Origin of the sequence: Sneathiella sp. (assembly GCF_036960985.1) — a bacterium.
In the GTDB taxonomy this organism is placed as follows: domain Bacteria; phylum Pseudomonadota; class Alphaproteobacteria; order Sneathiellales; family Sneathiellaceae; genus Sneathiella.
The window spans coordinates 21,696-44,763 of the sequence record NZ_JBALWD010000004.1 but is presented as its reverse complement, the minus strand read 5'-3'; the positions used below and the strand labels follow the sequence as shown (position 1 = coordinate 44,763).

Below are 23,068 nucleotides of genomic sequence, written 5' to 3'. Positions count from 1 at the left end.
ATAAATTTTGCTCCTCAAGTTTTGTTTCCTTAGTAGTTTGTTTTTATTTAATGCGGTGTAGTTGTGATTTTAGCCAACAGCTGCCCGGCATAGAGATCTTTTTATTCGGGTTTTCGTTCGCGGCTAGGGCTGATGCCATATTGCTCACGATAACTTTTGGCGAAATGGGAATGTGTCGTAAATCCGGAGGCGATAAATATCTCCGTTATGGACATACTGGTTTGGAGTAAAAGCAACCGGGCATGTTCAAGGCGAAGTTCCATATAATAGCGGGCCGGCGATTTGTCCGTGTGCTGACGAAAAAGCCGCTCAACCTGACGGATGGAAATCCCGACGGTCTCCGCCAACTCTTCTGGTGAGATTGGATCTTCGATATTCTGCTCCATAATCTCAACAATCGACAAAAGTTTTTGCGATTTCGCCGCCAGCTGTAATTTGCGGCCAGCCTGTTGTTTATCATGGTGGGTGCGGATGCGATCATGCATAATTTGAAGACAAATATCTTGCGCAAGTTTCGGTCCATGTTCCTCTGTAATCAAATGCAACATCAAATCGAACACAGCGGTGCCGCCCGCACAGGTATAGCGGTTCCGGTCTATCTCAAAAAGGCTTCCGGTGAAATTCACTTGCGGATACCGTTCTTGAAGGCTGATGGCCCCCTCCCAATGGATCGTGCACCGATAGTTATTGAGAAGGCCGGCCGCGGCCAGAATAAAGGCACCGGTACTCAAAGAGCCAATCCCCGTACCGTGATGCGCAACGCGGCGCAATTCAGCGAAAAAATGCTCATCTTCAATTTTATCTGTCTCTATGCCCCCCATGACAAACAAAATATCCAAGTCCGTCGCCTGCTCAAACAGCAAATCGGGCAAAATTTCGATGCCGCTGCTACAGCGTTCGCTTTTTCCGTCTATGGTCAGGATGTTCCAATCATATAGATGCCGGCCACTCATACGATTGGCAATTCGCAATGCATCAATGCCACAGACGAGGCAATGCATGCTGCTTTTTGGTGTTACAACGAACCCGAATTTTTTGGGAGTATGCAAAGTTATCTGCCCCCACCCTCTCAAATTTACCCTGGCGATTCTGATCGATCAGATTATGCCGTCCACAGAATATCTACGGAAAATTCCTGAACTGCAACAAAATTGAGTCATCGTGTCAACGAAAGGGATAGAAAGGGTTCGGAATAAATAACAGGGTATGTCCATGTTCAATTTTTTACTGTCGTATTCAGAACGAAAGAAAGGAATAGTTTCCTTTATGTTGCATCATGAAAAATGACCCCCAATGTATGCCTGTTGCCGGACTTGATCTCGCTGACACCATGTCGCATTTTTATACGAGACATCTTTTTCAGCCCCATCTTGGGTCGATCATTTACAGCAAATATAATGGCATCTCCCTGGTTTAAATCTATTACCGTCGCGCGCGATTGCATACGCGGGCTTTGTTCCGTCAAAACGAACTCGCCACCCGTAAAATCTTCTCCGGGCTTGTTGAGTAAGATAGCCATTTGCAGCGGAAAAACATGGTCTCCATAGAGGTCTTGGTGCAATCGATTATAGTCGCCCGTTTTATATTTGAGCAAAAGAGGAGTCGGGCGCCGCTGCCCAGATTCATGACAAATTTTTGTATAGTCTTCCAGGTATTGAGGATAGCGACGATCCAAATTTAGTTTCTCTGACCACTCATTAGCAATGACCGAAAGCGGTTGATAAAATCCCTGCCGCAGATCCGAAACTTGTTTGGGGAGTGGATAGGAAAAATAGCGATACTCTCCCTGTCCGTAGCCATGTTGTTGCATCACAACTCGATTTCGAAAACGCTCCTCCTCCTCATACATTGCAATTAACGCACTGCAGTCCGTTTCCGTCAGGAGGCTTTTCAAGCGCCCAAAACCTGTTTCGTTCAGATCTTCTGCTATTCTCGCCCAATTGTTTGCCATTAATGTTGTCCCCTGCCCGCGTTCATTCCGATATGCATCTGATAGCACTTATTGAGAACTTTTTTGCCCCGAAAATCGACTTGGAATTTCTGGGTGCGCCTGAAATAATTTAGTATAGACTGCCTGCCTATTAAATTGGGAGACAGGGATGCAAGAAAAAGATCTGGTCGTGGTCACAGGGGCGTCGGGTTTTATCGCCCAGCACACAATCAAAATATTGCTGGAAAAAGGATATGCTGTTCGCGGCACGGTGCGTGATCTTGGTCGCATTGAACGACTGACAACGTCTCTTGCGGCACAATGTGATGTGACCAATCTGAGTTTTGCCAAAGTTGATTTATCAGATGACGAGGGTTGGGATACAGCTCTTGGCGGCGCAAAATACCTTTTGCATATGGCATCTCCCCTACCGGTGGAGCAGCCGGAAGACGAAAATGACCTCATAATTCCAGCCCGCGATGGAGCTCTGCGCGCGCTTAAAGCGGCCGTGGCGGCGCAGGTTTCCCGCATCGTAATGACATCATCTATTGCCTCCGTTTCCGGTGGGCTTGATTCGACCGCGACCTTTAATGAAAGTCATTGGAGTGATATAACGCAGGACATAGGCCCCTACCCCAAGAGTAAAACCATCGCCGAGCGGGCGGCTTGGGACTATATCAAATCCCTGCCCGAAGAAGATCGCCCGGAACTGACCATGATCAATCCGGGTTTCGTCCTCGGTCCGCTTATCGATCCGGATACAAGTGCGTCTCATGAAGTGGTCCGCAGACTGCTCTCCGGGCAGGTTCCCGGCATTCCGGACATCGGGTTCAGCCTTGTGGACGTGCGTGATGTGGCAGCTGCCCACGTGGCCGCCTTGACAGCGACAGATGCACCTGGAAATCGTTATATCTGTGTGACTGGCTATATGGATTATTACGATGTTGCAAAACAGCTGCATGCTCATCTTGCCGGAACCGACTTCAAAATTCCCTTACGCCGTATTCCAAGCTGGCTCGTTCGTTTAATGGCGAATTTCAATCCGACCCTGAAACTGATCGTTCCGCGACTGGGCCAGACTCCGCAGTTCGATACAGCGCGCATCCGTCATGATCTCGATTGGCAACCAATTGACCTCGACACGTCCTTGATTGAAACGGTTGATAGCCTGATCGAGCATAAAATCGTCTAGGTTTTTCCGCGTAATGTCCGACGCTTACTGAGGACAGAATCGTTATCGACGTAGCATCCTTGAAGATGACGCGGGCCGCTTTCAGGATTGAAGGCGGCGCGGCCATGGAGTGCCCGGCGATTGTTGAAAACCAGTAAATCACCTGGCTGAAGTTTAAGCGCTAGTATGTTATCGGACCTTCTGATTATTTCGGTAAAGACACGATAAGCCCGGTAAAAGGGCAAGACATCGTCGAAATCAAGGTCAAGGGGCGCTGTTAAGGCGGCATGAAATCTTATTTCCTGCAAATCCCCTAATTGGTCCCGAGCTATGGTCGGTGCGGACCACTGAACATCCCAGTCCTGATCATGAAACCGAAATGGAATATGCAGCTTGGCAAGTATCTCATATGCTGCTGGATCCTCTTTTTCCAGCTGACGGGCAGCGCCGAAACCATCGACTAGCGTACTTTCTCCGCCTTCGGCGTCAAATTCTAGACAATGCAAAAACTGCGTTCCGGGTGGCAGCTCCCAATTTGGTAGATCACTATGTGATTCCAGCTTCAAAGCCGTATAGGCCACGTTATTAGGATTCGGTTTTGAAATAACATCAAAGTCCCGACCAAAATTTGTTTCTCGCAAATATGCGATACGATTGGCAACGCGCGTAACCTCTCCTTGCACTGTTGGCGTATTTCGTACGAGGACAAATCCATAATCGACCAACAAGTCTAACCAAGCCAGCAATCCCGAATCATTTTTCATAACAGCTTCATATTCAATTTCCGGTAAAGCCGTTTTTACAGTCGCCGCCCACAAAATTGGCTTTTCCCGTCGGGCCTCTCTTGCAGATTTTGAATAACAATTCAAACGAAGCCAATCCGTTCGAAATTCGCTTACGTGACCATCTTTCCATGAAATAACCAGTTGCTCTTTTTGCAAATCAAGCGCGTTCAAATCCGGTTGATCCGCAGCTATTGTCATGACATCAAACGTTCTTTCTTTCGTTTGAGGGTGAAGACAATTCGGGCAGGGGCAGTTATCACGCAACCAAATAAAATGAAATTGGCTATGATGGCCATCTGACCAGACCAAATCTACACTGTCGGCGGCTGTTTCGGCCGATTTTACACTGCAAGCTGACGCCATAGAATCCACCTCATGCATTTCCATTCGATATGATTGGAGAATGGCAATTTAATTGTGTTTGTACAAATCAAATCAGCGTCCTTCATATTTTTCGCCAATGAGTTTTTTCTTGGATTATTGCAGCTTTAACGATAGAGCAATTAAGTTAGCCCCTATTCTTCTTTCTACATGTTCCCGATCAGGATCAAAATGGCAAAACTATCGCCTCATTTATACGGCACGCTTATCACTACTCTGGGCGTAATTATTTTGTCCCCGGATGCATTGCTTATCCGCCTAATCGGTGTGGATGGATGGACAATTTTATTTTGGCGCGGGTTGTTTTTTGCAGCGGGTGTTTGGGGATATTATATTCTCCGCCATGGTCGCAAAAGCGTCGGTTTTTTGACAGTTATGGGTAGGCGTGGGGTCCTAGCCGCAACCCTGTTTACTTTGAGCACAATTTTTTTCGTGTTGGCAATAACGCATACCTCGGTTGCGAACACGCTTGTCATTATTGCAACGGCACCTTTATGGGCCGCAATTCTGTCTCGGATTTTTCTAAAAGAGCGAATTGCACTTTTAACATGGCTCGCCATCCTCATCTGTGTTGGCGGTATCAGCCTTATTTTTATCGGTAGTCTCGGCGGTGGTAGCCGCCATGGAGATATATTCGCACTTATTTGCGCTTTCGGCCTGGCCGGGCAAATCACGACAGTGCGCCACGCAAAAGACATTGATATGGTGCCGTCTCTCGGTTTGTCAGGCCTAATGGTTGCGGCTATAGCATTTCCACTAGCAGACCCAGGTTCCGTGACACAAGAGGGCTTCGCCTACCTCGTTTTGCTAGGCCTTTTCATTCTTCCTTTGGCATTCAGCCTAATTACAATTGGTCCACGCTATATTCCAGCGCCGGAAGTAAGCCTGCTAATGCTGTTGGAAAGTATATTAGGACCGCTTTGGGTATGGCTTGTTCTCAACGAAGTGCCGCACTCCGAGACGCTTATCGGCGGCACTCTGGTGATCGCAACGCTCGTTCTGCACTCATGTCTTGGATTCTGGAGAAAGAAATAGTCTAGATCGTTTCTTCTCGATAGAAAATATGGCTACCAACCTGTCCAAGTTTGTTCAGGTAAGCGCTCCATCTCGGATTTACATAGGAAGCATGATAATGTGTGGCGCGCTTCGCAATGCCGCTTCGTTCACCCTCCATGACAAGCGCGACAACCTTAAGGGCTTTTTCCCAGGACCGCGTATTTCTAGGCCGATCGGATTGACCATCACAAGCAAAAGAGAACTGACATTTATGTCGGCGATGTTTATTTTGAAAAACGACAGCGCAAGCCGTATCTGGATATCGCGCATCAACGATCCGGTTCAATATCACTTCGGCAATGGCAACTTGGCCGACAAGTGGCTCGCTTCTTGCCTCAAAATACACAGCTTGCGCAATACACATATCTTCTGAGGTAAAAGTCCGCCCGAATAAATCAACGCTCTTAAAGGTTTTGTTCAAGCTATGAGCGTCCGGCATATCCAAGTCGGTCAACTGAGCATAAGTACCAGGTTGCGCCCACAAGTCTTTTACTTTTTGATCCAATACTACGCTTTGTGTAGTTTTCTGAGATTTTACAAAAGCAAATTTCTCTGCAGAATCAGCCGCAGCGCCGATCCTGAATAATAGTCCAAAGCTGATAACCATTACCGCTAATATCGTCGCAGAGCCCAGCGCTATGCCTATTTCATGAGAACGTGCTTTTACCATTTTATTCATTTTATCCCGCAGGTTTCGCATTGCTCCGGTCCCGTCAATATTTGTAAGAAGGGTCTCAGATTACTGGGACCCCACCATTAAATAAGACTTACCAGCCATTCACAATTTGACTCATCCCCTAAACATGGGGACAACCTTCATTTTTTTTACCTATTATTAACCATCAATTCAAAATTATGGTTAATCAACAGGTACTCTTATCCATCCGATTAATCTGGCTCAAAATACTGATATTCATTATAAAACAACAGCTTATAATAAAAAAACAGGAGATCAATGTTATTAACTATTTCCTGCCGATCCTATCCCCCAAACAAGGTAGAACACTGTAAAATGAGCCCTTGATCAATTGAGAAAAGCCACGTCGATAGAATCTAGCAGAGGAAGTAACATAAATTTTTCCGAGCGTATATTACTTTTTTATATTTATCGAAAGCCCCGATATGAGTCGCCTTCTTTGATCCAACCGGACTCTACAAGGACATGCTAAAGTACCGTACTATTCTCCAAAAAGTAGCGTCCGTCACATTTCTACATAACTTTTTTGTATTTCAATATTGTTTTACTTGCATCAATTCACAAAATTGTTATATCAGCGGTTAAGCATTTTCGTTTACACAACAAATTAGATGGTTTTTTAATGGATATCTCCCTACTGCAAGAAAAGTCCCTGGACGCAAGCCGCTTCCTCAAAGCGATGTCAAATAAGCACAGATTGCTTATCCTTTGTAATTTGGTCGATAAAGAGCGTTCTGTCGGTGAATTGGAAAAGATCGTTGGTCTTAGTCAGTCTGCGTTGTCACAACATCTTGCTCGGTTACGCAAGGAAGAAGTTGTAAAGACACGTAGAGATGCACAGACGATTTACTATTCATTGCAAGATGAAAACGTCGTTGAAGTTTTAGAATTACTGTTTTCTATTTTCGTCGCCGACGACAGGAAACTAGCCGAAGTCGCATAGTTTTATGCAATTATTTATACGGGTGAAGGGGTTATTCCTTTCACCCGTTTTTTTGTTCAAGCAATTGTCACGACCTGCTTACCAATTACATCCCTGCGCTCCATCGCTTCAAGGGCTTCTTTGATCTGATCAAGTGGCCACCGCTTCCCGATCAGTGGCTTCAAATCATTTTCCTCGGTAAGTTTGATTAATTGCTCGAAACTTCGACGCCCCGCCGCGGGGTCACGCCGACCAAATTCACCGGCACGTACACCAATAACAGAACATCCTTTTTCAGAGGGTAAATTTGTTTTGAGAACACCAAATTCGCCGCCAGCGAAACCAACGATCAAAATACGACCAGCCCAGGCTATGCAGTCCAAACTTTTTTCGAAATACTCGCCGCCGACTGGATCAAGAATAATATCCGCGCCCACATTATTTGTGATTTTCTGAACTTCAGAGGCAAAATCATCCGTTTGATAGTTGATTAAATAATCCGCACCGCTCTGTTTGGCGAGTGCGAGTTTAGCCTCAGAACTAGCGGCCGCAATTACAGTCGCTCCTTTTGCTTTCGCAACATCTACACTTGCTTGGCCAACGCCACCACCGGCGCCAAGGATTAAAACGGTTTCGCCGGGTTTGATCCGCGCCTTGTCAACCAACGATACATGCGCGGTTAAATAGGTAACAGAATAGGCTGCAGCCTCTTCAAACGTTAGGGTATTGGGCATTGCGGCCAACTGGGCATAAGTAGCCGTCATGTATTCTGCGAATGCTCCTGTTTTTCCCTTTACCAACACCGCATCGCCGATAGAAAAATCAGAATCTGGATCCTGAAGTTCTTCGATAATGCCAGCTCCTTCCATTCCCAAAATAAACGGCAGTTCAGGTTTGAACTGATATTTTCCGTAAGTCATAAGTAAATCGGGGAAATTCAATGCTGCGGCGCGTATCCGAATTCTATACTCACCGGCTTTCAACGGCTGAAGTGGCATTTCTTTGATAACCACTGCCTTTGGGCCATCCAATTTCATGCATATTGCCATTTTGGAAGTCGTGTCAGTCATTTCTTTTTTCTTATTTTTCTGAATTCATAGATCATCACCTATTGTGGACTGATATCACACATTTTTCCACGATCTTGTGACTGGAATATGTCTCGAAAAAAGGTTATCTGTGGCACATAGAATTCAAATTCAGCTTTTAGTAGATTGAGTAACATAATGGGTGGTCTGGATATTACTTACGCAGCGGCGGTTGGCGGCGGGCTTGTTAGTTTTCTGAGCCCCTGTGTTTTGCCGCTTGTCCCTGCGTATCTATGCCTTGTTGCCGGTAAAAGTCTTGATCAACTGGCTGACCTAGATGAGAAGGAAGCAATCCGCAGAGGGGTAAATTGGCAAGTCGTCTCTATGGCCGTTGTTTTTGTTTTGGGATTTTCTACGGTTTTTATACTGTTAGGCGCTTCAGCTTCGTTCATCAATAGGCTGATTATCGAGCATCTTGAGCTGCTGTCGAAAATTGCGGGAGCTGTCATTATCATATTTGGCGTCCACATGACCGGGCTCGTCCGTATCCCTTTTCTTTACCGAGAAGCTCGCTTCAATAACGTGGATAAACCGCAAAACTGGTTTGGCTCCTATGTAATTGGACTCGCCTTTGGATTCGGCTGGACACCCTGTATCGGACCTATTTTGGGAACTATCCTAGCCCTCGCGGCAAGTGAGAGTTCTCTAGGTTATGGTGTTAGTTTGCTTGGCGCCTATTCCCTGGGCCTCGGGATCCCATTTATTCTTGCTGCCTTCGCAATGAATACATTCTTAAAATTCATGCGACGGTTCAGAAAGTATTTCAAAGCAGTCGAAATTGGAACCGGTCTCATTCTTATTGCAACGGGTGTCTTAATATTCTCCGGCCAATTCCAGATTCTTGCCTATTGGTTTCTTGAGGCATTTCCGGGGCTAGCAAATCTCGGGTAACATCAGCTCCCCGCTCTCAGGTTTTAGAGAAAAGAGAACCAACCCAATCACAGGCGCCACTTTTTTCAGTAATCTTTTTAGCGACTACCGTCCCGGTAGCCAGTGACGTGATATCCGGTTCGTTTTGGGCCAAGACATCAGAGCTGTCGGCCATTAATGAACTAATTCCCATCACGGCAACCAAAAGGCCTGCAATAATCCAAGTTGTTTTGATTTCGTCCCGCATCTTTCTCATTCCTCAAGTCGAATTAATTTTTCAAGCAGTTTCGAGACTGATATTTTGCACATTCTTGGTGCTTTAGCCGTGTAGATATTGCGCCCTGATTAAAGTTCAAGATAAACCGTCGTGTCCTAGGATAATTGGCTGTGTTAAAAGGGAAAATTGTATCATTCGTCACATTCTGAATGCCTTTAACTCACTGGCTTCCTATAATATTCTCTTCAACTGAGGCCAATTATCCAATATGCTTAACGCCGCGATAAAAGTTGTATGTTAGGTTCTCAGGATGTGCGGAAGATTCAGCTTAACGAGCCCAGTAGACGCAATTCGGCAACTTTTCGGATTTAAAGAAAGCCCTAACCTCCAACCTAGATACAATATTGCGCCAACAACGCAAATCATAGCAGTCCGCCACCCCCCAGTTGGGGAGTCTGCTGAAAAAGAGCTTTTTTCCGCTCATTGGGGCTTAATTCCTTCTTGGGCAAAATCGCCGGAATTTAGTGCAAAAATGATCAATGCACGATCAGAAACAGCTGCGGGCAAACCGGCGTTCCGCACCGCTTACAAGTCACGCCGCTGCCTCATCCCGTCGAACGGTTTTTATGAATGGCAAAAACTGGGAAACACAAAAAAACAACCCTGGCTGATTTGCCTTCGAGACGCGCCATTGTTCGCTTTTGCAGGACTTTGGGAAAGTTGGAAAGATTCGAGCGGAAGAACGATTGAAAGCTGTACTATTCTAACGACCGAAGCAGCTGATAGTATTGCATTTATCCACCACCGTATGCCGGTCATTATCGACAAGATCAAGTATGATCAATGGTTAGACGGGGGGATCGAACAAACTCTGTTCGCACCGTTCGACAGCTCAAGAATGGCGTATCATAAAGTATCACAACGGGTTGGGAATGTCCGCAATGACGATGCGGACTTGATTGTTCCAAATGACAGCATCTCAACGAACAGTCAGCAAGAATTATTTTGAAGCCAATTTACGCAGTCTGTGAGTTTCGCCCAACAGGGGTTTCACGGCTAATTCGAACAACCGACGCTCTCAATTTTTCGAATGCCTTATGTTCTATCTGACGTACTCTCTCCTTGGTTATGCCTAATCGGCCGCCCAACACTTCCAAGGTTGTTTTATCATCTTGCAATCTTCTTTCGCGAATAATCAGCTGTTCTCTGTCGGTCAGTTCATGCAATGCCAAATCTAACCAACGGGACCTGACTTCACCATCGAGGGACTTCATTACAGCTTCTTCGGGCGTCGGACCTGTATCTGGTAAAAAATCTTCCAGGCTATCGTCACCGTTCTCACCAATAGGTGCATTCAAGGATTGATCGCGGCCAGACAGCCTATTGGCCATTTTCTCGACTTCACCTATCTTAATTCTCAATTTCTTGGAAATGGCATCCAGGGTATCTGACGAGAACCCGCCGTCATCAGAACTTTGAATTTTGGCTCGTAGCCATCGCAAATTGAAAAAGAGTGATTTTTGAGAAGCGCTTGTACCAGATCTGACAATCGACCAATTGCGTAAAATGTAATCTTGCATTGACGATTTTATCCACCAACTGGCATAAGTCGAAAATCGAATTTCCCTTTCTGGTTCAAACTTAAAGGCAGCTTGCATCAGGCCAATATTGCCTTCTTGCACCAGATCACCCATAGGCAAGCCGTAATTCCGGAATTTAGTTGCCATAGAAATAACAAGTCTCATATATGCCGATACCAGCTCATGGAGAGCCTTCTCGTCGTCATGATCACGCCAGAGGAATGCCAGTTCAAATTCCCGTTCTCTCGTCAAGAGTGGAATTGACATCGCTTCCGAAACAAAAGCTCTGTTTCGTCTTACCGCAAGTGTCGTATCATGTTTAGTCATGTGAGTTTCCTCCCACCAAACTTTTCTAGACAGTTGATATCAGGAACAGCTCATTCATATTAATACTATAAAATATAAGAATTTTCGCTGAATTGTCCATTATTTAACAGGTATCCTGATACAAACGTGATCGGAGTTGACGGCTGCTGTCTCCTTGTATTTTGTATACGCAAGAAGTATTAAATCAGATCAGTGTGATTAAATTTAGGCAGGAGCAACGGTTTCTTGCATTGGTTTTTCGCTCGATCTTGAATAGAGCAAAAGCGCTATAACCAGCATACCACCGACAAACATAAAGGAATGTCGATACCCTGCCTCTGGACTTATCGCCAAAATCCAACCAAACATCGATTGCATGAAACCAACGCCGGTAATACTGATCAGATTTAGTGTAGAGTTTGCACGCCCAACCAAATGGTCTGGGAAGGCCGCTCGGCATTGGGCCGCGAGGACCACGTAGTACTGTTGTACAAACGCAATATAAACGAAAAGACAGGTGACTGTAATAATCGATAAATTCTCAACAGCTCCTAAAATTCCAAAAGCAATCAACTCCGTTGTTACGGCAAAAAAAACGATTGTCTTCCGACTTTTGAAAACCCGATCCAAGGGGCCAAAGAACAAAGCTCCAATAGGGACAGCCACCATCATCAAAAACAAGATCTGGCCGCGCTCCCATCCGTCCAGTCCATAGGTATCCTCAAGGAACGGACCACCCCACATACCGATTATGGCGACCGCGGGTCCGTACGCGACAAATCCCATAGCCAGCAAATTGAAAAACCGCGGATGGCGTAGAACATTTATGTATCCCCGAATACTCTGCCCCATAGTCAACGGTGCATTGAGGCTGTTGCTATATCCTGGCGGTGCGTCCCGAATAACGACAATTCCAATCAACAACATGATCAAGGTCGCGCCCGCGACAAAGAAGAAGGGAGATCTCCAGCCATATAACTCAATCATTCCAGCCAGTGGGGCCGACGCCATTATACCACCTATGCTCGATGACGCCATTAACCAAGAAGCCATTGTCGCAAATTTTTCCGGCGGAAACCATTTCGCGAAAAGTACATATGCAGACATCATCGTTGCTGAGAACCCTAAGCCGATCAAGATCCTGGATATCAGCAGCTCGTTGAAATTAGTTGCCGTGGCTATCAACAATGAGCCAATGACCGCCAATATAGCTATGCTCGGTATAATTATACGGGGGCCAAAGCGATCAAGCAGCATGCCGATGGGCACTTGGACAAAAGCGGATGCGAAGAATAGTGCCGCTGCTGCAATACCCAATTCCTCGACGGCAATGCCAATATCTTTGGCAATGGGCGGCATGATAACAGCCCCAGACATGCGATGAAACTGGCCAAGGCCAAACATTACGGCGCAAATCAGGAAGATGTAAAAGGCATGTCTTTTGACGGCAGCCGGCCGATTTTCTGAAGGCATTGAGCTCGCTTACTGACGATTTCTTTTGATCCTACGGTCTGCCTAATTAAATTATTTGTCAAACGAATTGCTTAAATGGTCATTGCTTGCCCGGTGGAAGAATACGAAAATTTCAAATTAGCTGTTTCCCAAAAGTGATTTTACGAATATTAATCTCGCAGCAATTGATAATGACACCCTAACCGTTAAAAAATCACGTGTTGAAGGAAACCCAAACATGGATAGTTTTTACGAAATATTTCAACGGAATAAAGATTGGGCTGCGCGTACTAAAGAAAATAAACCTGACTTTTTCGAAAAAATGGTGGATCAACAAAATCCGGAATATTTGTGGATAGGGTGTTCTGATAGCCGCGTTCCTGCAAACCAGATCGTCGACTTACCGCCTGGCGACGTATTTGTTCATCGCAATGTCGCTAACATAGTTGTTCCCTCAGACTTAAACTGCTTGTCTGTTTTGCAATATGCTATTGAAGTTCTAAAAGTAAAACACGTTATTGTTTGTGGCCATTATGGTTGTGGTGGTGTTGAAGCCGCCCTTTCGGGCCAGAAGTTTGGGATGATCGATAATTGGCTGCGCCCAATTCGCTCTATTATCCGCCATAATAAATCGGCAATGGACAGCGCAACAACAGATCAAGAGCGGTCCGACCTACTCTGCGAGCTAAATGTCATTGAACAAGTACAGAATGTCTGCGCATCGACGGTCGTCCAGGATGCTTGGGATGCAGGACAATCCTTCTCCGTCCATGGTATTATTTATTCCATTCGGGATGGCTTGCTACGCGACTTGGTTCACTATGAAAAAGGCCGGATTGAGACACGTGGCCCCGATTATCCGGAATCTTTGCCTTGAAGGTCGGGCTGCTTGAGCAGCAAGGTTTAAAACTGACTTTTTGTCAATTTACTTGATCATTGTATCTACCCGTCCTATTTTCCAATAAATTGCGGGCGCCGCAGATAACCAAATAAGAAATAAGAAATTGAGAGTACGGCATGAAATTTAAAGGCACTGATACATATGTTGCAACGGAAGATCTGATGATCGCCGTAAACGCGGCGATTACACTTGAGCGCCCTCTTCTTATCAAGGGGGAGCCGGGCACCGGTAAAACAGTTTTGGCACAAGAAGTAGCAAACGCACTCGGCAAGCGATTTATCGAATGGAACATCAAATCAACGACCAAAGCACAGCAAGGATTGTACGAATATGATGCTGTCTCCCGCTTGCGCGATTCGCAGCTTGGTGATGACAAAGTACATGAAATATCCAATTATATTCGCCCTGGAAAAATGTGGGAAGCATTTACTGCCGACGAAAGCCCTATTTTATTAATTGATGAGATCGATAAGGCTGACATCGAGTTTCCGAACGACTTGTTACAGGAGCTCGATCGCATGGAGTTTTTTGTCTATGAAACTCAAGAGACAATCAAAGCAACTCATCGTCCACTAGTGATTATTACATCAAATAACGAAAAAGAACTTCCTGATGCTTTCCTGCGTCGGTGTTTTTTCCATTATATCAGCTTCCCTGACACAGAAACCATGGAGAAAATTATCGATGTGCATCACCCAGATGCAAAACAGGAACTGGTTCGGGATGCTTTAAAAGTTTTCTTTGACGTTCGTGAAACGCCGGGTCTCAAAAAGAAGCCATCAACGAGTGAACTTCTGGATTGGCTTAAACTTCTCATGTCGGAAGAACTTCCCGAAGACGTACTTCGCTCAAAAGATCCATCGAAACTTATTCCGCCTTTGCATGGCGCTTTGTTAAAGAACGAGCAGGATGTCCATTTGTTCGAACGATTAGCTTTTCTGTCGCGACGCGAGCAACGATAACAACGGAGGACGTCTATGTTCACCAAATTTTTCTTCACGCTCAAAGACGCTCAGATACCGGTTACATTGCGCGAATATCTAACGTTGATTGAAGCTTTGAAAGCAGGATGCGCCGAATATTCTGTGAATGATTTTTACTATCTCTCGCGTACCACGTTGGTGAAAGACGAGAAGAATCTCGATAAGTTTGACCAGGTATTTGGTCATTGCTTCAATGGCATCGAGTTCATAGCGGATGACCAAACGGTCGAAATCCCCGACGAATGGCTCAAGAAACTGGCAGAATTGTCTTTAACCGACGAGGAAAAAGCCGAAGTTGAAGCCATGGGGGGCTGGGAAAAGCTAATGGAAACCCTTCAAGAGCGCTTGAAGGAGCAGGAAAAACGGCATCAAGGTGGTAACAAATGGATCGGAACCGCCGGTAAGTCGCCGTTTGGAGCTTACGGATATAACCCTGAAGGGGTCCGTATTGGCCAAAAGGAAAGCCGCAATCGCAAAGCCGTTAAAGTTTGGGACAAACGTGAATACAAGAACCTGGATGACAGTATTGAGCTTGGCACCCGAAATATAAAGGTAGCCATGAAGCGCCTCAGGCAATTTGCCCGTGAAGGCGCGGCGGATGAGCTGGATTTGGATGACACTATTCGGTCCACAGCGCGCAATGCTGGTTTCCTGGATTTAAAAATGCGCCCGGAGCGCCACAATACGGTCAAGGTGCTTATCTTGTTTGATATTGGCGGTTCCATGGACGACCATATCAAGGCCTGCGAAGAGCTCTTTTCGGCCGCACGTAGTGAATTTAAACATCTAGAGTTCTACTATTTCCATAACTGCGTTTATGAAAAACTATGGAAAGAAAATAGCCGACGGCACTCCGCTTTTATGCCCACATGGGACGTTCTTCATACCTATCCAGCAGACTACAAGCTGATCATTGTGGGGGATGCAACCATGAGCCCTTACGAGATTGCCTATGCGGGTGGTAGTGTCGAACACTGGAATGAAGAACCCGGCCAGGCCTGGATGGAACGGATGCTGAATATTTATCACAAAGCTGTTTGGCTTAATCCAGTCCCTGAAAAATATTGGGACTATACGCCGTCAGTTCAAATGATGAAGCAATTGATGACGGATCGAATGTTTCCGTTGACTATTGGCGGCCTTGAAGGCGCGATGAAAGAGTTAAATCGTTAAGTCCCGCCATCTTCATGGATTAACAGTATAAACCATCCATTTGCCGCCGAAAGGCGATGATATTCTATGGAATTTGTCATTGTCGTCCAGGACGGCATGATGCATTGGGTTATTATAAAGGAAAAATATTGGCTCATGGACATCTGCCAAGTCATGCGTAATTTTGTCCGTAACATCTTTTAAAATGTCCGCACCAAAAGAATTAAAAAGATATATGATGTGTGGCTCGGACGGCAGTTCATATGTTGTAGCATCCCCATGTACAGAATGTAGAACGTTAGCTACGACACTATTCCTGCGCTTCATTTTTATTATGTTTTCCGTCGCGATCTCGTGAAGCATGAAACTGTGTTCAACTCCCACAACAGACTTGAAAGGATAAGTTGCTGCTGCGGCCAATATAGCGCCTTTTCCAGATCCATAATCGATGAAATTGTATTGATCGTATTGTACCTTTAACCTTTCAAGAACATCTCTGAATTCATATTCAGAAGCAGCTTCATAGCGAGTGGCGGTCTTTTGTTTTTCTTTCGGCAAGTCAAGGTTTTGAACTTCAACAATCCCGCCTGTGTCCAATCCACTATATTCGCTACCATGTTCCTGGAACATAAATTTTTGCATAATCGGTAGCTGAAGTTTGGAAGAAGCCCTCGCTATGATACCTAGTATTGTCAGAACAAATCCGCGATACTTGATATTGACAAAAACCGTTCGTGTGGTTCTTAAAAACTGGTTATGTTCAACTTCAAAGCCGGGCATCCGGGCGGTCCGGGTAAAGAAATAACGTACCAACTAATTACTCCACTAATTGCTGTCAACTACGTACCAATCGCACAAAAGCGCTAAATGTTTGCAGTCTTCAAATTATAACGAATTTATTAATTCCTACTTACTTCATATCATCTTCGATAAACTGAACGGCATTTATAAGCGGTTCCATTCTTGCGATAGCAAGCTTTTGTAGCGCCAAAGACACAGTCAGATAGTAAACAGGTGCATGAATAACCGCCTCGATCTCACTGTTTTGAATAAGATATACTCCGATTAAAACAGATCCGAAAACAAGATACCAAAGCCGGCCATACCGACGGAGACGTTGTGCTTTGTACGGAAATTTATCACTTTGCAACTCATGCTTATACCATAATTCAAAAGCGTTAGAGAGGATGATGATGGGTACGACTATGGTCGTTACTAGGATTAGCATAGCCACCGCCGGCTGCCCTGATTTGAACAGTGCTACCATACCATCAATCAAGGAATATGAGCCGTTTAGATCGTGAAAGCTCTGTACAGTGACGATAGATTGAGACAGTGCAAGCCCCAGCAATGCCGCAGACGCAAGCAATCCTACGCCAATATACCGATCCCGGCCTTTGGCAAATTTTGAGATTGTTTGTCTATCTGCTCGCCCGACTAGAATATTTTCTAATGACCAGTGCCTCAATTTTTTGGCCTTTCTCTATTTTCACATGATTATATCTGGTTTATCCCTAAACAGGAATCCCATTCGTAGAATTCGGAGATTTTTTGGGCTGAACTTTAATTGACGGCAACTAATATTGCGCCTGTTGAAATCAATCCGACCCCCAACCAACCTGCTGCAGAAAGATGTTCGCCCAAGAACAAGCTGCCCAGAATCGCGACAATTACGACACTTAATTTGTCAACGGGCGCGACCTGCGACGCATACCCGATTTTGAGCGCTTTAAAATAGCAAAGCCAAGAAGCGCCTGTCGCCAGGCCAGATAAAATGATAAAGACGGTACTCTTCGATGTAATGTTTTGCGGCCCCTTAAATTCGCCTGTAAAGGCCAACAAAATTGCTAATGCGACTACCACCACGACAGTGCGTAAAAATGTTGCAAAATTGGCATTAATGTCGGTCACGCCGACTTTTGCAAATATGGCAGTTAATGCTGCAAAAACAGCTGCGAGTACAGCCCAAAACTGCCAGTATCCGGAATAACTCATTACTCGCCCTCCTCCGTTTTGATTTCTTACTCTATTGTAAATTGCAGCACGCAGATAGAGTCACTTAAAGTCTCGCCCCTGCGGCAGGACAAGTGGGGCCTCCGCTTTTTCCAGGAGATTGGAGAGATCCGCGTCCATATCAAATGCTTTCTTCACCACCACATGGATAACAATCCCCGCTTTCTGAACGTCTCCTTCCACGGCAAGCAATCGGCTGCCCAAGATAACGCGACGGTATTTCTCGAATGTTTTTGCCCAAATTACTAAATTGATCCAGCCGGTCTCATCTTCCAGGGTGGCAAATAGCACACCCTTTGCTGTACCAGGACGCTGCCGATTGAGGACCAGTCCGGCAACGCGGACCTTGGTACCATGCGCCGTATACTCAAGGCGCTTGGCGGCAATCATCTTGGCTTTGGTTAAATCCGTGCGAAACAATTCCATGGGATGGGCTTTGAGGGATAGGCGCAAACGCTCATAATCCAGCATCACATCCTCTCCCAACACGGGTTGTGGCAAAATCACCTGCGGTTCTTTGACAGGTGTGAAATTCGGACTATTGGCCCCTGGGCGAAACTTATCCTGAGCATGAGCAAAAAGCGGCAGTTCATAATTGCTGAGCGCCCGGGATTCCCAAAGCGCTGCACGACGGCTCAACCCCAAAGACCGAAAAGCGTCCGCTTCCGCCAAACGTTCAAGCGCCGCCGAGTTCAACCCGCTGCGGCGCCACAGATCCCGCACACTCAAATAACCATTATTACGTTCCGCCACCAACGCCAGGGCATCTTTGTCCTTAAATCCCTTAATTTGCCGAAATCCAATGCGCAGGGCTTGCTGTGGTACTCCGGTGACCGTATGCGCCGCTTCCAGCGTATTATCCCAACCACTGTAGTTCACATCGACAGCAAAAACCTGCACATGATGATCCCGGGCATCCCGGATAATCTGCGCAGGTGCGTAAAAGCCCATGGGCTGGCTATTGAGTAGAGCTGCTGCAAACACAGCGGGATAGGCATATTTTAGCCAGGCTGAAGCGTAAACAAGCAGTGCAAAGCTCGCTGCATGGCTTTCTGGAAAACCATAATCTCCAAATCCTTCAATTTGTTTGAAACAGCGCTCAGCGAAATCGCGCTCATACCCCCGTGCAACCATTCCCTCAACCATCTTAATCTGAAAGTTACCAATGGTTCCCATTTTTCGAAATGTCGCCATGGCCCGGCGAAGTTGATCCGCTTCAGAGGGCGTAAAGCCCGCCGCGACAATGGCTATTTTCATTGCCTGTTCCTGAAAGAGCGGAACCCCCATGGTTTTCCCCAGCACCTGACGCAACTCTTCTTTCGGATACTCCACCACCTCATGACCATCTCGGCGACGAAGATAAGGATGCACCATGTCCCCTTGAATAGGACCCGGGCGGACAATGGCAACCTCCACCACCAGATCATAGAAGTTTCTCGGTTTCAGCCTTGGAAGCATGGACATCTGTGCCCGGCTTTCCACCTGAAAGACACCAATGCTGTCGGCACGGCATAACATGTCATAGACATGAGGATTATCCTGAGGAATGGTCGCCAATGTGTAATCGAGACCATAATGCTGGCGTAAAAGATCAAATCCCTTGCGCAGGCAACTCAGCATCCCCAGCCCCAACACATCGATTTTTAAAATGCCAAGCGCATCCAGATCATCCTTATCCCATTGCACAACGGTGCGATCCGCCATAGCCGCATTTTCTACCGGGACCATCTCTTCCAAAGGTCCATGGGTAATCACAAAGCCGCCGACATGTTGCGAAAGGTGGCGGGGAAATCCCATCAGTTCGCGCGTCAACTTCAACGCAAGCCGTATATTCGGCGCCGTCGGATCCAGACCTGCTTCGCGAACTTGTGCCTCCTGAATTTCTTCATCCTTGCTTCGCCATAGGCTTTTCGCAAGCACCGTGATGGTATCAATGGACAAGCCCAGCGCTTTTCCCACCTCACGGATTGCCATTTTTGTACGAAAGCTAATAACCGTCGCCGCTAGCCCGGCGCGATCTCGACCATATTTAGCATAGATATATTGAATAACCTCCTCACGACGCTCATGCTCAAAATCCACATCAATATCGGGTGGCTCTCCGCGCTCTGCTGAAATAAACCGCTCGAACAAAAGTTCTGATTTAACGGGATCGATGGATGTAATACCGAGGCAGAAGCAAATGGCCGAATTGGCCGCTGAGCCCCGTCCCTGACACAGAATTTCCTTGCTTCGAGCAAAGCGCACAATGTCATAAACGGTCAGAAAATATGGCGCAAAATTAAGCTCCGCGACCAGATTGATCTCATGGGTCAAGGTTTTGACAACCTCTTCTGGCATCCCATCTGGAAATCTCGACGCTGCGCCAAGCCATGTCAATCGCACCAATTCTGTTTGTGGGTCCCGTCCGTCGTAGGCATTGACTGGATATTCATATCGTAACTCATCAAGATTGAATTGGCATTTTTCAGCAATATCAAGACTAGCGGCAATAGCTTTCGGCCATAGAGAAAATAGCGCTCCCATCTCTTCCGGTGATTTAATATGCCTTTCCGCATTGACAAATAGACGGATGCCCGCTGTCTCGATAGTGCAGCCATCCCGAATGCAACTCAATACATCCTGCAAAGGTCGTCGGGCAGCCATATGCGCATGGACGTCGTTTGTCGCCAGCAGTTTAAGGCCGTTTTTTTTGGCCAGCTGAAACAGTATGGTAATCCGCTTATGATCATCCCCCCCATATAGATGATGGGCAGCAAGATATATAGCTCCTTCAGCGACCTGTTGAACGTCGACAATCCAACCTTGAAAATCCAGGTCAATTTTTTCTGGTGCCAGAAGGACAACCACCTGCCCTTCTGCTAAAGCAGCAAAGTCATCCAGAGTTAGATGACAGCTCCCTTTCTCCGCGCGACGGCGACCGATAGTGAGCAAGCGGCTAAGTCGCCCATACGCCGCTCGATCCTTTGGATACACCAACAAACTTCGATCGTTCGTAAAATCGAGCCGAACACCAATGATCAGTTTAATACCTGCCTGTTTGGCTGCCGTATGAGCACGCACAATTCCCGCAAAGCTGTTGCGATCCGTAATAGCCACCGCCGACAACCCACGGGCGGCAGCGGCGAGCACCATTTCTTCAGGATGGCTGGCGCCCTGCAAAAAAGTAAAGTTTGTCGTTACCTGCAGCTCCGCATATGCGCCTTGCGGGTTTTTACTACGAAAAAAAACCATGCATATACCAATCTGGTGACCGAGCCTGAACTTCTTCTCGACGGGCATAGGATGTATAAACCCAGAACCGCTGCCCCGTGGTTGCTTGCAAGCGGAAATAATCCCGAGTCTCGAGCGCCAGTCTCCACCATTCCGGGGAAATACGTTCTGGGCCTTCCAGCGCTGCAATCCGTCCCGTTTCCTGCCGCCATTGATAATGCTGTGCGCGGGGTCCTTCAAAGATCATCTTCATACGTTCGGGTACAGGTAACAAACGTAAAGGCCGCGGCTGTTTTTGTGGCCATGACAGGCTGGTGGGCGGCGCCATGGGGGGCACAACAGCATATGCCCGTGCTGGGTCATGGCTCTCAAATGGAATCAATCGGAGAACATGTGGCGTGCCCAAGCGCGTTTCCAGACGGTCGACCAGCTGACCGAGCGATTGGGTCATCCCTTGTGTCATCTCCCCCGTGCTATCGGATACAGTCGTCATTTTGCTGAAGCTTGTTTGCTGCCCTCGGTACGGTGCAACCTGCAAGGCGGAGCAAATCATCACATCAACGCCAAAACCAACATCAATATCGGGAAGTTTTTCGAGCAATAATCGCATCATATGCTTCGCATCACGGGTGACAACACTGGTGCCAACCGACACCCGGATTACCTGACCATCCGCCCGGTACAAAGCCAATTCAACTTTCCGGGTCCCTTTGCCATGCCCGTCAAGTTGACGGCACAATTCTGTGGTCAATTGCGCCGCCGCTTCTTCAATATCAGTCAGCAAACCAATTGGATCTGGCCAAGTCATCCGCGTCCGAAACGGTGCCGTCGGTCTAAGCGGGGAAATTGGTTCCGCTTCTCTTCCTGATATCTGGTCAAGACGTTGCAACAATTGTCGGCCGAACCGAAGCTCCAAAGGTGCCCGGGGTAAATCATACAAGTCAGATATCCTCCGCAGGCCAACTTTTTCCAATCCCGAGAGTGTTTTTTCCGCCAATCTCAGCGCCTGTATTGGAAAAGCCGCAAGATACCGTGCTCCTTCTCCTGGCGGCACGATGACAGACGGTTTCGATCCAAAACGGGCTACAGCCCAGGCGACTGCGGGGCTGTCTGCCAATCCAAAAACAGCAGTAATACGCATTTTTCGAAACTGAGACGTCATGATAGCCAGCATTTCCACCTCTCCGCCAAAAAGATGGGCGCAACCCGTAATTTCAAGGCGAACACCTTGACCTCCGTCGGTCGCACACCAGGGGCTAAATCGGCCGCACCAATCGGCCAGGCTCAAAAGCGCCTCTTGGTCCTGTTCAACCGTTGCCGGAGCAATAGATAATTCTGGAGCGAGAGCTCGTGCATTTGCCAATTTCATCTGCGGGACAAGCCCTAACGACGCAGCGGCCTCATTTACCGCATAAAGCCGCACACCGCCATTCATCTCACTGGTCAGTGCAAACGGATCTTTAGGCTTGGTCGTTCGCCGTTCGCGGCAATCTATCGGCCATTTGGGTAGCCATATCACAATGAAACGCTTCATCCCTCCACGAAATCTCCCATTGATTAGGCGCTCCCCCCCGACACCGCCATAATGCCGCCTGCCATTTAAACTGCGGTGACTCTATTTCTTGTTTATTGTCTACCGGATACATTTCTGACGGCCGAATATGCCACCGGGTTAAAGCCGCATTATTTCCCAGAGCTTTCTCCGGGAATCGCAACAGCAAAGCAAAGGCGCCCGATTTTTCCGCAGCCAGTTGCAGGCGCCTGCTCGCAGTCAAATCCAAATCTCCAACCTCACCAAGGACCGACTGAATGACACCTGATCTAAGACCTTCTTCCATTGCCCAGAGGGTTTCGGCGTCGCTTTGGGTTTGCACAATCAGCAGCCGGTTCGGCCGCAGCCCAAAGGGCGCTATACCGGGGCCATATATTTGTCCATATTTCCGTCCCCACCGTCGATTCTGACATAATAGAATCTGGCCGGAAGGTCCGCTGGCATGCTGTAAAAGAGCGACTGCAAAACCTGTTGCGGCCGAAAACATGGAGATCTCTGCTTTCGGAGGAAGAGCAATTTCATGCAATCCACCCTTTGGCAATCCACCCCACGGGAGGGCGTCATCTATGCTTTCATGGCCAAAATAAACCAGATCCTTCTTCTCAAAATGATTGCCGTCCAGGCTTTGCGATAACGGCAAAATATTTCCTGGCAAAGCTAAAAGACTCTTTTTTTCAGCGCCTGTTTGCAAAACACTCCTTCTCTTTCAAAGCAGTTTCAAATTCTCATGAGGTATATCATAAAATATCATTTGTTCTTGTTTTGTTCTATTTTTTATTTAAACAAGAGTCAAGTATGT

Annotated in this window: 22 protein-coding genes; 8 read left to right on the top strand and 14 right to left on the bottom strand. The window is 46.8% G+C overall.

Annotation, left to right across the window (positions count from 1 at the left end):
• Positions 1–101 precede the first annotated feature (101 nt).
• Together V7723_RS03220 and V7723_RS03215 are read right to left on the bottom strand one after the other, a co-directional pair.
• A complete protein-coding gene (locus V7723_RS03220; protein WP_335682990.1) occupies positions 102–1,049 on the bottom strand; it encodes a GlxA family transcriptional regulator in 948 nt (315 codons plus the stop codon).
• A 215-nt stretch (positions 1,050–1,264) separates the two neighbouring features.
• Entirely contained in the window at positions 1,265–1,951 is a 687-nt protein-coding gene (locus V7723_RS03215) for a 2OG-Fe(II) oxygenase (protein WP_335682989.1), read from the bottom strand.
• Positions 1,952–2,099: 148 nt separating this feature from the next.
• On the opposite strand from V7723_RS03215, the gene V7723_RS03210 reads away from it, so the two are divergent.
• Complete coding sequence (locus V7723_RS03210) at positions 2,100–3,122, top strand: NAD-dependent epimerase/dehydratase family protein (RefSeq protein WP_335682988.1); 1,023 nt, start codon at positions 2,100–2,102, stop codon at positions 3,120–3,122.
• On the opposite strand, the gene V7723_RS03205 is transcribed toward V7723_RS03210, so the two are convergent.
• A complete protein-coding gene (locus tag V7723_RS03205) occupies positions 3,119–4,249 on the bottom strand; it encodes a TauD/TfdA family dioxygenase (RefSeq protein ID WP_335682986.1) in 1,131 nt (376 codons plus the stop codon). The two genes, V7723_RS03210 and V7723_RS03205, sit on opposite strands and share 4 nt — an antisense overlap.
• A 189-nt stretch (positions 4,250–4,438) precedes the next feature.
• On the opposite strand from V7723_RS03205, the gene V7723_RS03200 reads away from it, so the two are divergent.
• Positions 4,439–5,302: a DMT family transporter gene (locus tag V7723_RS03200; RefSeq protein WP_335682985.1), complete on the top strand. Its 864-nt coding sequence runs from the start codon at positions 4,439–4,441 to the stop codon at positions 5,300–5,302.
• Position 5,303: 1 nt separating this feature from the next.
• Here the strand turns inward: V7723_RS03200 and V7723_RS03195 are convergent, their stop codons facing one another.
• Positions 5,304–6,002, bottom strand: a complete 699-nt coding sequence (locus tag V7723_RS03195) for a cell wall hydrolase (protein ID WP_335682984.1) — start codon at positions 6,000–6,002, stop codon at positions 5,304–5,306.
• Between the two features lie 640 nt (positions 6,003–6,642).
• Between V7723_RS03195 and V7723_RS03190 the strand changes: the two genes are divergently transcribed.
• Entirely contained in the window at positions 6,643–6,963 is a 321-nt protein-coding gene (locus tag V7723_RS03190; protein WP_335682983.1) for an ArsR/SmtB family transcription factor, read from the top strand.
• Positions 6,964–7,019: 56 nt separating this feature from the next.
• On the opposite strand, the gene V7723_RS03185 is transcribed toward V7723_RS03190, so the two are convergent.
• Positions 7,020–8,012: an NADPH:quinone oxidoreductase family protein gene (locus V7723_RS03185; RefSeq protein WP_335682982.1), complete on the bottom strand. Its 993-nt coding sequence runs from the start codon at positions 8,010–8,012 to the stop codon at positions 7,020–7,022.
• A 156-nt stretch (positions 8,013–8,168) separates the two neighbouring features.
• On the opposite strand from V7723_RS03185, the gene V7723_RS03180 reads away from it, so the two are divergent.
• Positions 8,169–8,921, top strand: coding sequence for a cytochrome c biogenesis CcdA family protein (locus V7723_RS03180; RefSeq protein ID WP_335682981.1), 753 nt, complete (start codon positions 8,169–8,171; stop codon positions 8,919–8,921).
• A 16-nt stretch (positions 8,922–8,937) separates the two neighbouring features.
• Here V7723_RS03180 and V7723_RS03175 read toward each other — a convergent pair whose 3' ends face one another.
• A complete protein-coding gene (locus tag V7723_RS03175; RefSeq protein ID WP_335682980.1) occupies positions 8,938–9,147 on the bottom strand; it encodes a hypothetical protein in 210 nt (69 codons plus the stop codon).
• Positions 9,148–9,427: 280 nt separating this feature from the next.
• Here V7723_RS03175 and V7723_RS03170 point away from each other — a divergent pair, with 280 nt between their 5' ends.
• Positions 9,428–10,126, top strand: a complete 699-nt coding sequence (locus V7723_RS03170; RefSeq protein WP_335682978.1) for an SOS response-associated peptidase — start codon at positions 9,428–9,430, stop codon at positions 10,124–10,126.
• 7 nt (positions 10,127–10,133) lie between these two features.
• Here the strand turns inward: V7723_RS03170 and V7723_RS03165 are convergent, their stop codons facing one another.
• Together V7723_RS03165 and V7723_RS03160 are read right to left on the bottom strand one after the other, a co-directional pair.
• Positions 10,134–11,024, bottom strand: a complete 891-nt coding sequence (locus tag V7723_RS03165; protein ID WP_335682977.1) for an RNA polymerase factor sigma-32 — start codon at positions 11,022–11,024, stop codon at positions 10,134–10,136.
• Between the two features lie 204 nt (positions 11,025–11,228).
• Complete coding sequence (locus V7723_RS03160) at positions 11,229–12,476, bottom strand: MFS transporter (RefSeq protein ID WP_335682976.1); 1,248 nt, start codon at positions 12,474–12,476, stop codon at positions 11,229–11,231.
• A 217-nt stretch (positions 12,477–12,693) separates the two neighbouring features.
• Between V7723_RS03160 and can the strand changes: the two genes are divergently transcribed.
• From can to V7723_RS03145, 3 genes are all read left to right on the top strand, one after another.
• Positions 12,694–13,332 (top strand): carbonate dehydratase, encoded by a 639-nt coding sequence (gene can, locus V7723_RS03155; RefSeq protein WP_335682975.1) that lies wholly within the window; start codon positions 12,694–12,696, stop codon positions 13,330–13,332.
• A gap of 140 nt (positions 13,333–13,472) precedes the next feature.
• Complete coding sequence (locus tag V7723_RS03150) at positions 13,473–14,318, top strand: AAA family ATPase (protein WP_335682974.1); 846 nt, start codon at positions 13,473–13,475, stop codon at positions 14,316–14,318.
• A 15-nt stretch (positions 14,319–14,333) separates the two neighbouring features.
• On the top strand, positions 14,334–15,512 hold the full coding sequence (locus tag V7723_RS03145) for a vWA domain-containing protein (RefSeq protein ID WP_335682973.1): 1,179 nt from the start codon (positions 14,334–14,336) through the stop codon (positions 15,510–15,512).
• Between the two features lie 12 nt (positions 15,513–15,524).
• Here V7723_RS03145 and V7723_RS03140 read toward each other — a convergent pair whose 3' ends face one another.
• The 6 genes from V7723_RS03140 to V7723_RS03115 form a co-directional block, all read right to left on the bottom strand.
• Positions 15,525–16,304, bottom strand: a complete 780-nt coding sequence (locus V7723_RS03140; protein WP_335682972.1) for a hypothetical protein — start codon at positions 16,302–16,304, stop codon at positions 15,525–15,527.
• A gap of 97 nt (positions 16,305–16,401) precedes the next feature.
• Positions 16,402–16,959, bottom strand: a complete 558-nt coding sequence (locus tag V7723_RS03135) for a paraquat-inducible protein A (RefSeq protein WP_335682970.1) — start codon at positions 16,957–16,959, stop codon at positions 16,402–16,404.
• Between the two features lie 95 nt (positions 16,960–17,054).
• On the bottom strand, positions 17,055–17,486 hold the full coding sequence (locus tag V7723_RS03130; RefSeq protein WP_335682969.1) for an EamA family transporter: 432 nt from the start codon (positions 17,484–17,486) through the stop codon (positions 17,055–17,057).
• A gap of 60 nt (positions 17,487–17,546) precedes the next feature.
• The gene (locus V7723_RS03125; protein WP_335682968.1) at positions 17,547–20,738 is read right to left on the bottom strand and encodes an error-prone DNA polymerase; all 3,192 of its coding nucleotides are present in this window, start codon (positions 20,736–20,738) and stop codon (positions 17,547–17,549) included.
• Complete coding sequence (locus tag V7723_RS03120) at positions 20,722–22,251, bottom strand: Y-family DNA polymerase (RefSeq protein ID WP_335682967.1); 1,530 nt, start codon at positions 22,249–22,251, stop codon at positions 20,722–20,724. Before V7723_RS03120 ends, V7723_RS03125 begins: the two co-directional genes overlap by 17 nt.
• Positions 22,178–22,909 (bottom strand): ImuA family protein, encoded by a 732-nt coding sequence (locus tag V7723_RS03115; protein WP_335682966.1) that lies wholly within the window; start codon positions 22,907–22,909, stop codon positions 22,178–22,180. Before V7723_RS03115 ends, V7723_RS03120 begins: the two co-directional genes overlap by 74 nt.
• Positions 22,910–23,068 lie beyond the last annotated feature (159 nt).

Excerpts from the sequence above, each read along its gene's own strand:
- V7723_RS03215 (WP_335682989.1), bottom strand. The coding sequence starts at position 1,951 with ATGGCAAACAATTGGGCGAGAATAGCAGAAGATCTGAACGAAACAGGT.
- V7723_RS03210 (WP_335682988.1), top strand. The coding sequence starts at position 2,100 with ATGCAAGAAAAAGATCTGGTCGTGGTCACAGGGGCGTCGGGTTTTATC.
- V7723_RS03205 (WP_335682986.1), bottom strand. The coding sequence starts at position 4,249 with ATGGCGTCAGCTTGCAGTGTAAAATCGGCCGAAACAGCCGCCGACAGT.
- V7723_RS03200 (WP_335682985.1), top strand. The coding sequence starts at position 4,439 with ATGGCAAAACTATCGCCTCATTTATACGGCACGCTTATCACTACTCTG.
- V7723_RS03195 (WP_335682984.1), bottom strand. The coding sequence starts at position 6,002 with ATGAATAAAATGGTAAAAGCACGTTCTCATGAAATAGGCATAGCGCTG.
- V7723_RS03190 (WP_335682983.1), top strand. The coding sequence starts at position 6,643 with ATGGATATCTCCCTACTGCAAGAAAAGTCCCTGGACGCAAGCCGCTTC.
- V7723_RS03185 (WP_335682982.1), bottom strand. The coding sequence starts at position 8,012 with ATGACTGACACGACTTCCAAAATGGCAATATGCATGAAATTGGATGGC.
- V7723_RS03180 (WP_335682981.1), top strand. The coding sequence starts at position 8,169 with ATGGGTGGTCTGGATATTACTTACGCAGCGGCGGTTGGCGGCGGGCTT.
- V7723_RS03175 (WP_335682980.1), bottom strand. The coding sequence starts at position 9,147 with ATGCGGGACGAAATCAAAACAACTTGGATTATTGCAGGCCTTTTGGTT.
- V7723_RS03170 (WP_335682978.1), top strand. The coding sequence starts at position 9,428 with ATGTGCGGAAGATTCAGCTTAACGAGCCCAGTAGACGCAATTCGGCAA.
- V7723_RS03165 (WP_335682977.1), bottom strand. The coding sequence starts at position 11,024 with ATGACTAAACATGATACGACACTTGCGGTAAGACGAAACAGAGCTTTT.
- V7723_RS03160 (WP_335682976.1), bottom strand. The coding sequence starts at position 12,476 with ATGCCTTCAGAAAATCGGCCGGCTGCCGTCAAAAGACATGCCTTTTAC.
- can (WP_335682975.1), top strand. The coding sequence starts at position 12,694 with ATGGATAGTTTTTACGAAATATTTCAACGGAATAAAGATTGGGCTGCG.
- V7723_RS03150 (WP_335682974.1), top strand. The coding sequence starts at position 13,473 with ATGAAATTTAAAGGCACTGATACATATGTTGCAACGGAAGATCTGATG.
- V7723_RS03145 (WP_335682973.1), top strand. The coding sequence starts at position 14,334 with ATGTTCACCAAATTTTTCTTCACGCTCAAAGACGCTCAGATACCGGTT.
- V7723_RS03130 (WP_335682969.1), bottom strand. The coding sequence starts at position 17,486 with ATGAGTTATTCCGGATACTGGCAGTTTTGGGCTGTACTCGCAGCTGTT.
- V7723_RS03125 (WP_335682968.1), bottom strand. The coding sequence starts at position 20,738 with ATGGTTTTTTTTCGTAGTAAAAACCCGCAAGGCGCATATGCGGAGCTG.
- V7723_RS03120 (WP_335682967.1), bottom strand. The coding sequence starts at position 22,251 with ATGAAGCGTTTCATTGTGATATGGCTACCCAAATGGCCGATAGATTGC.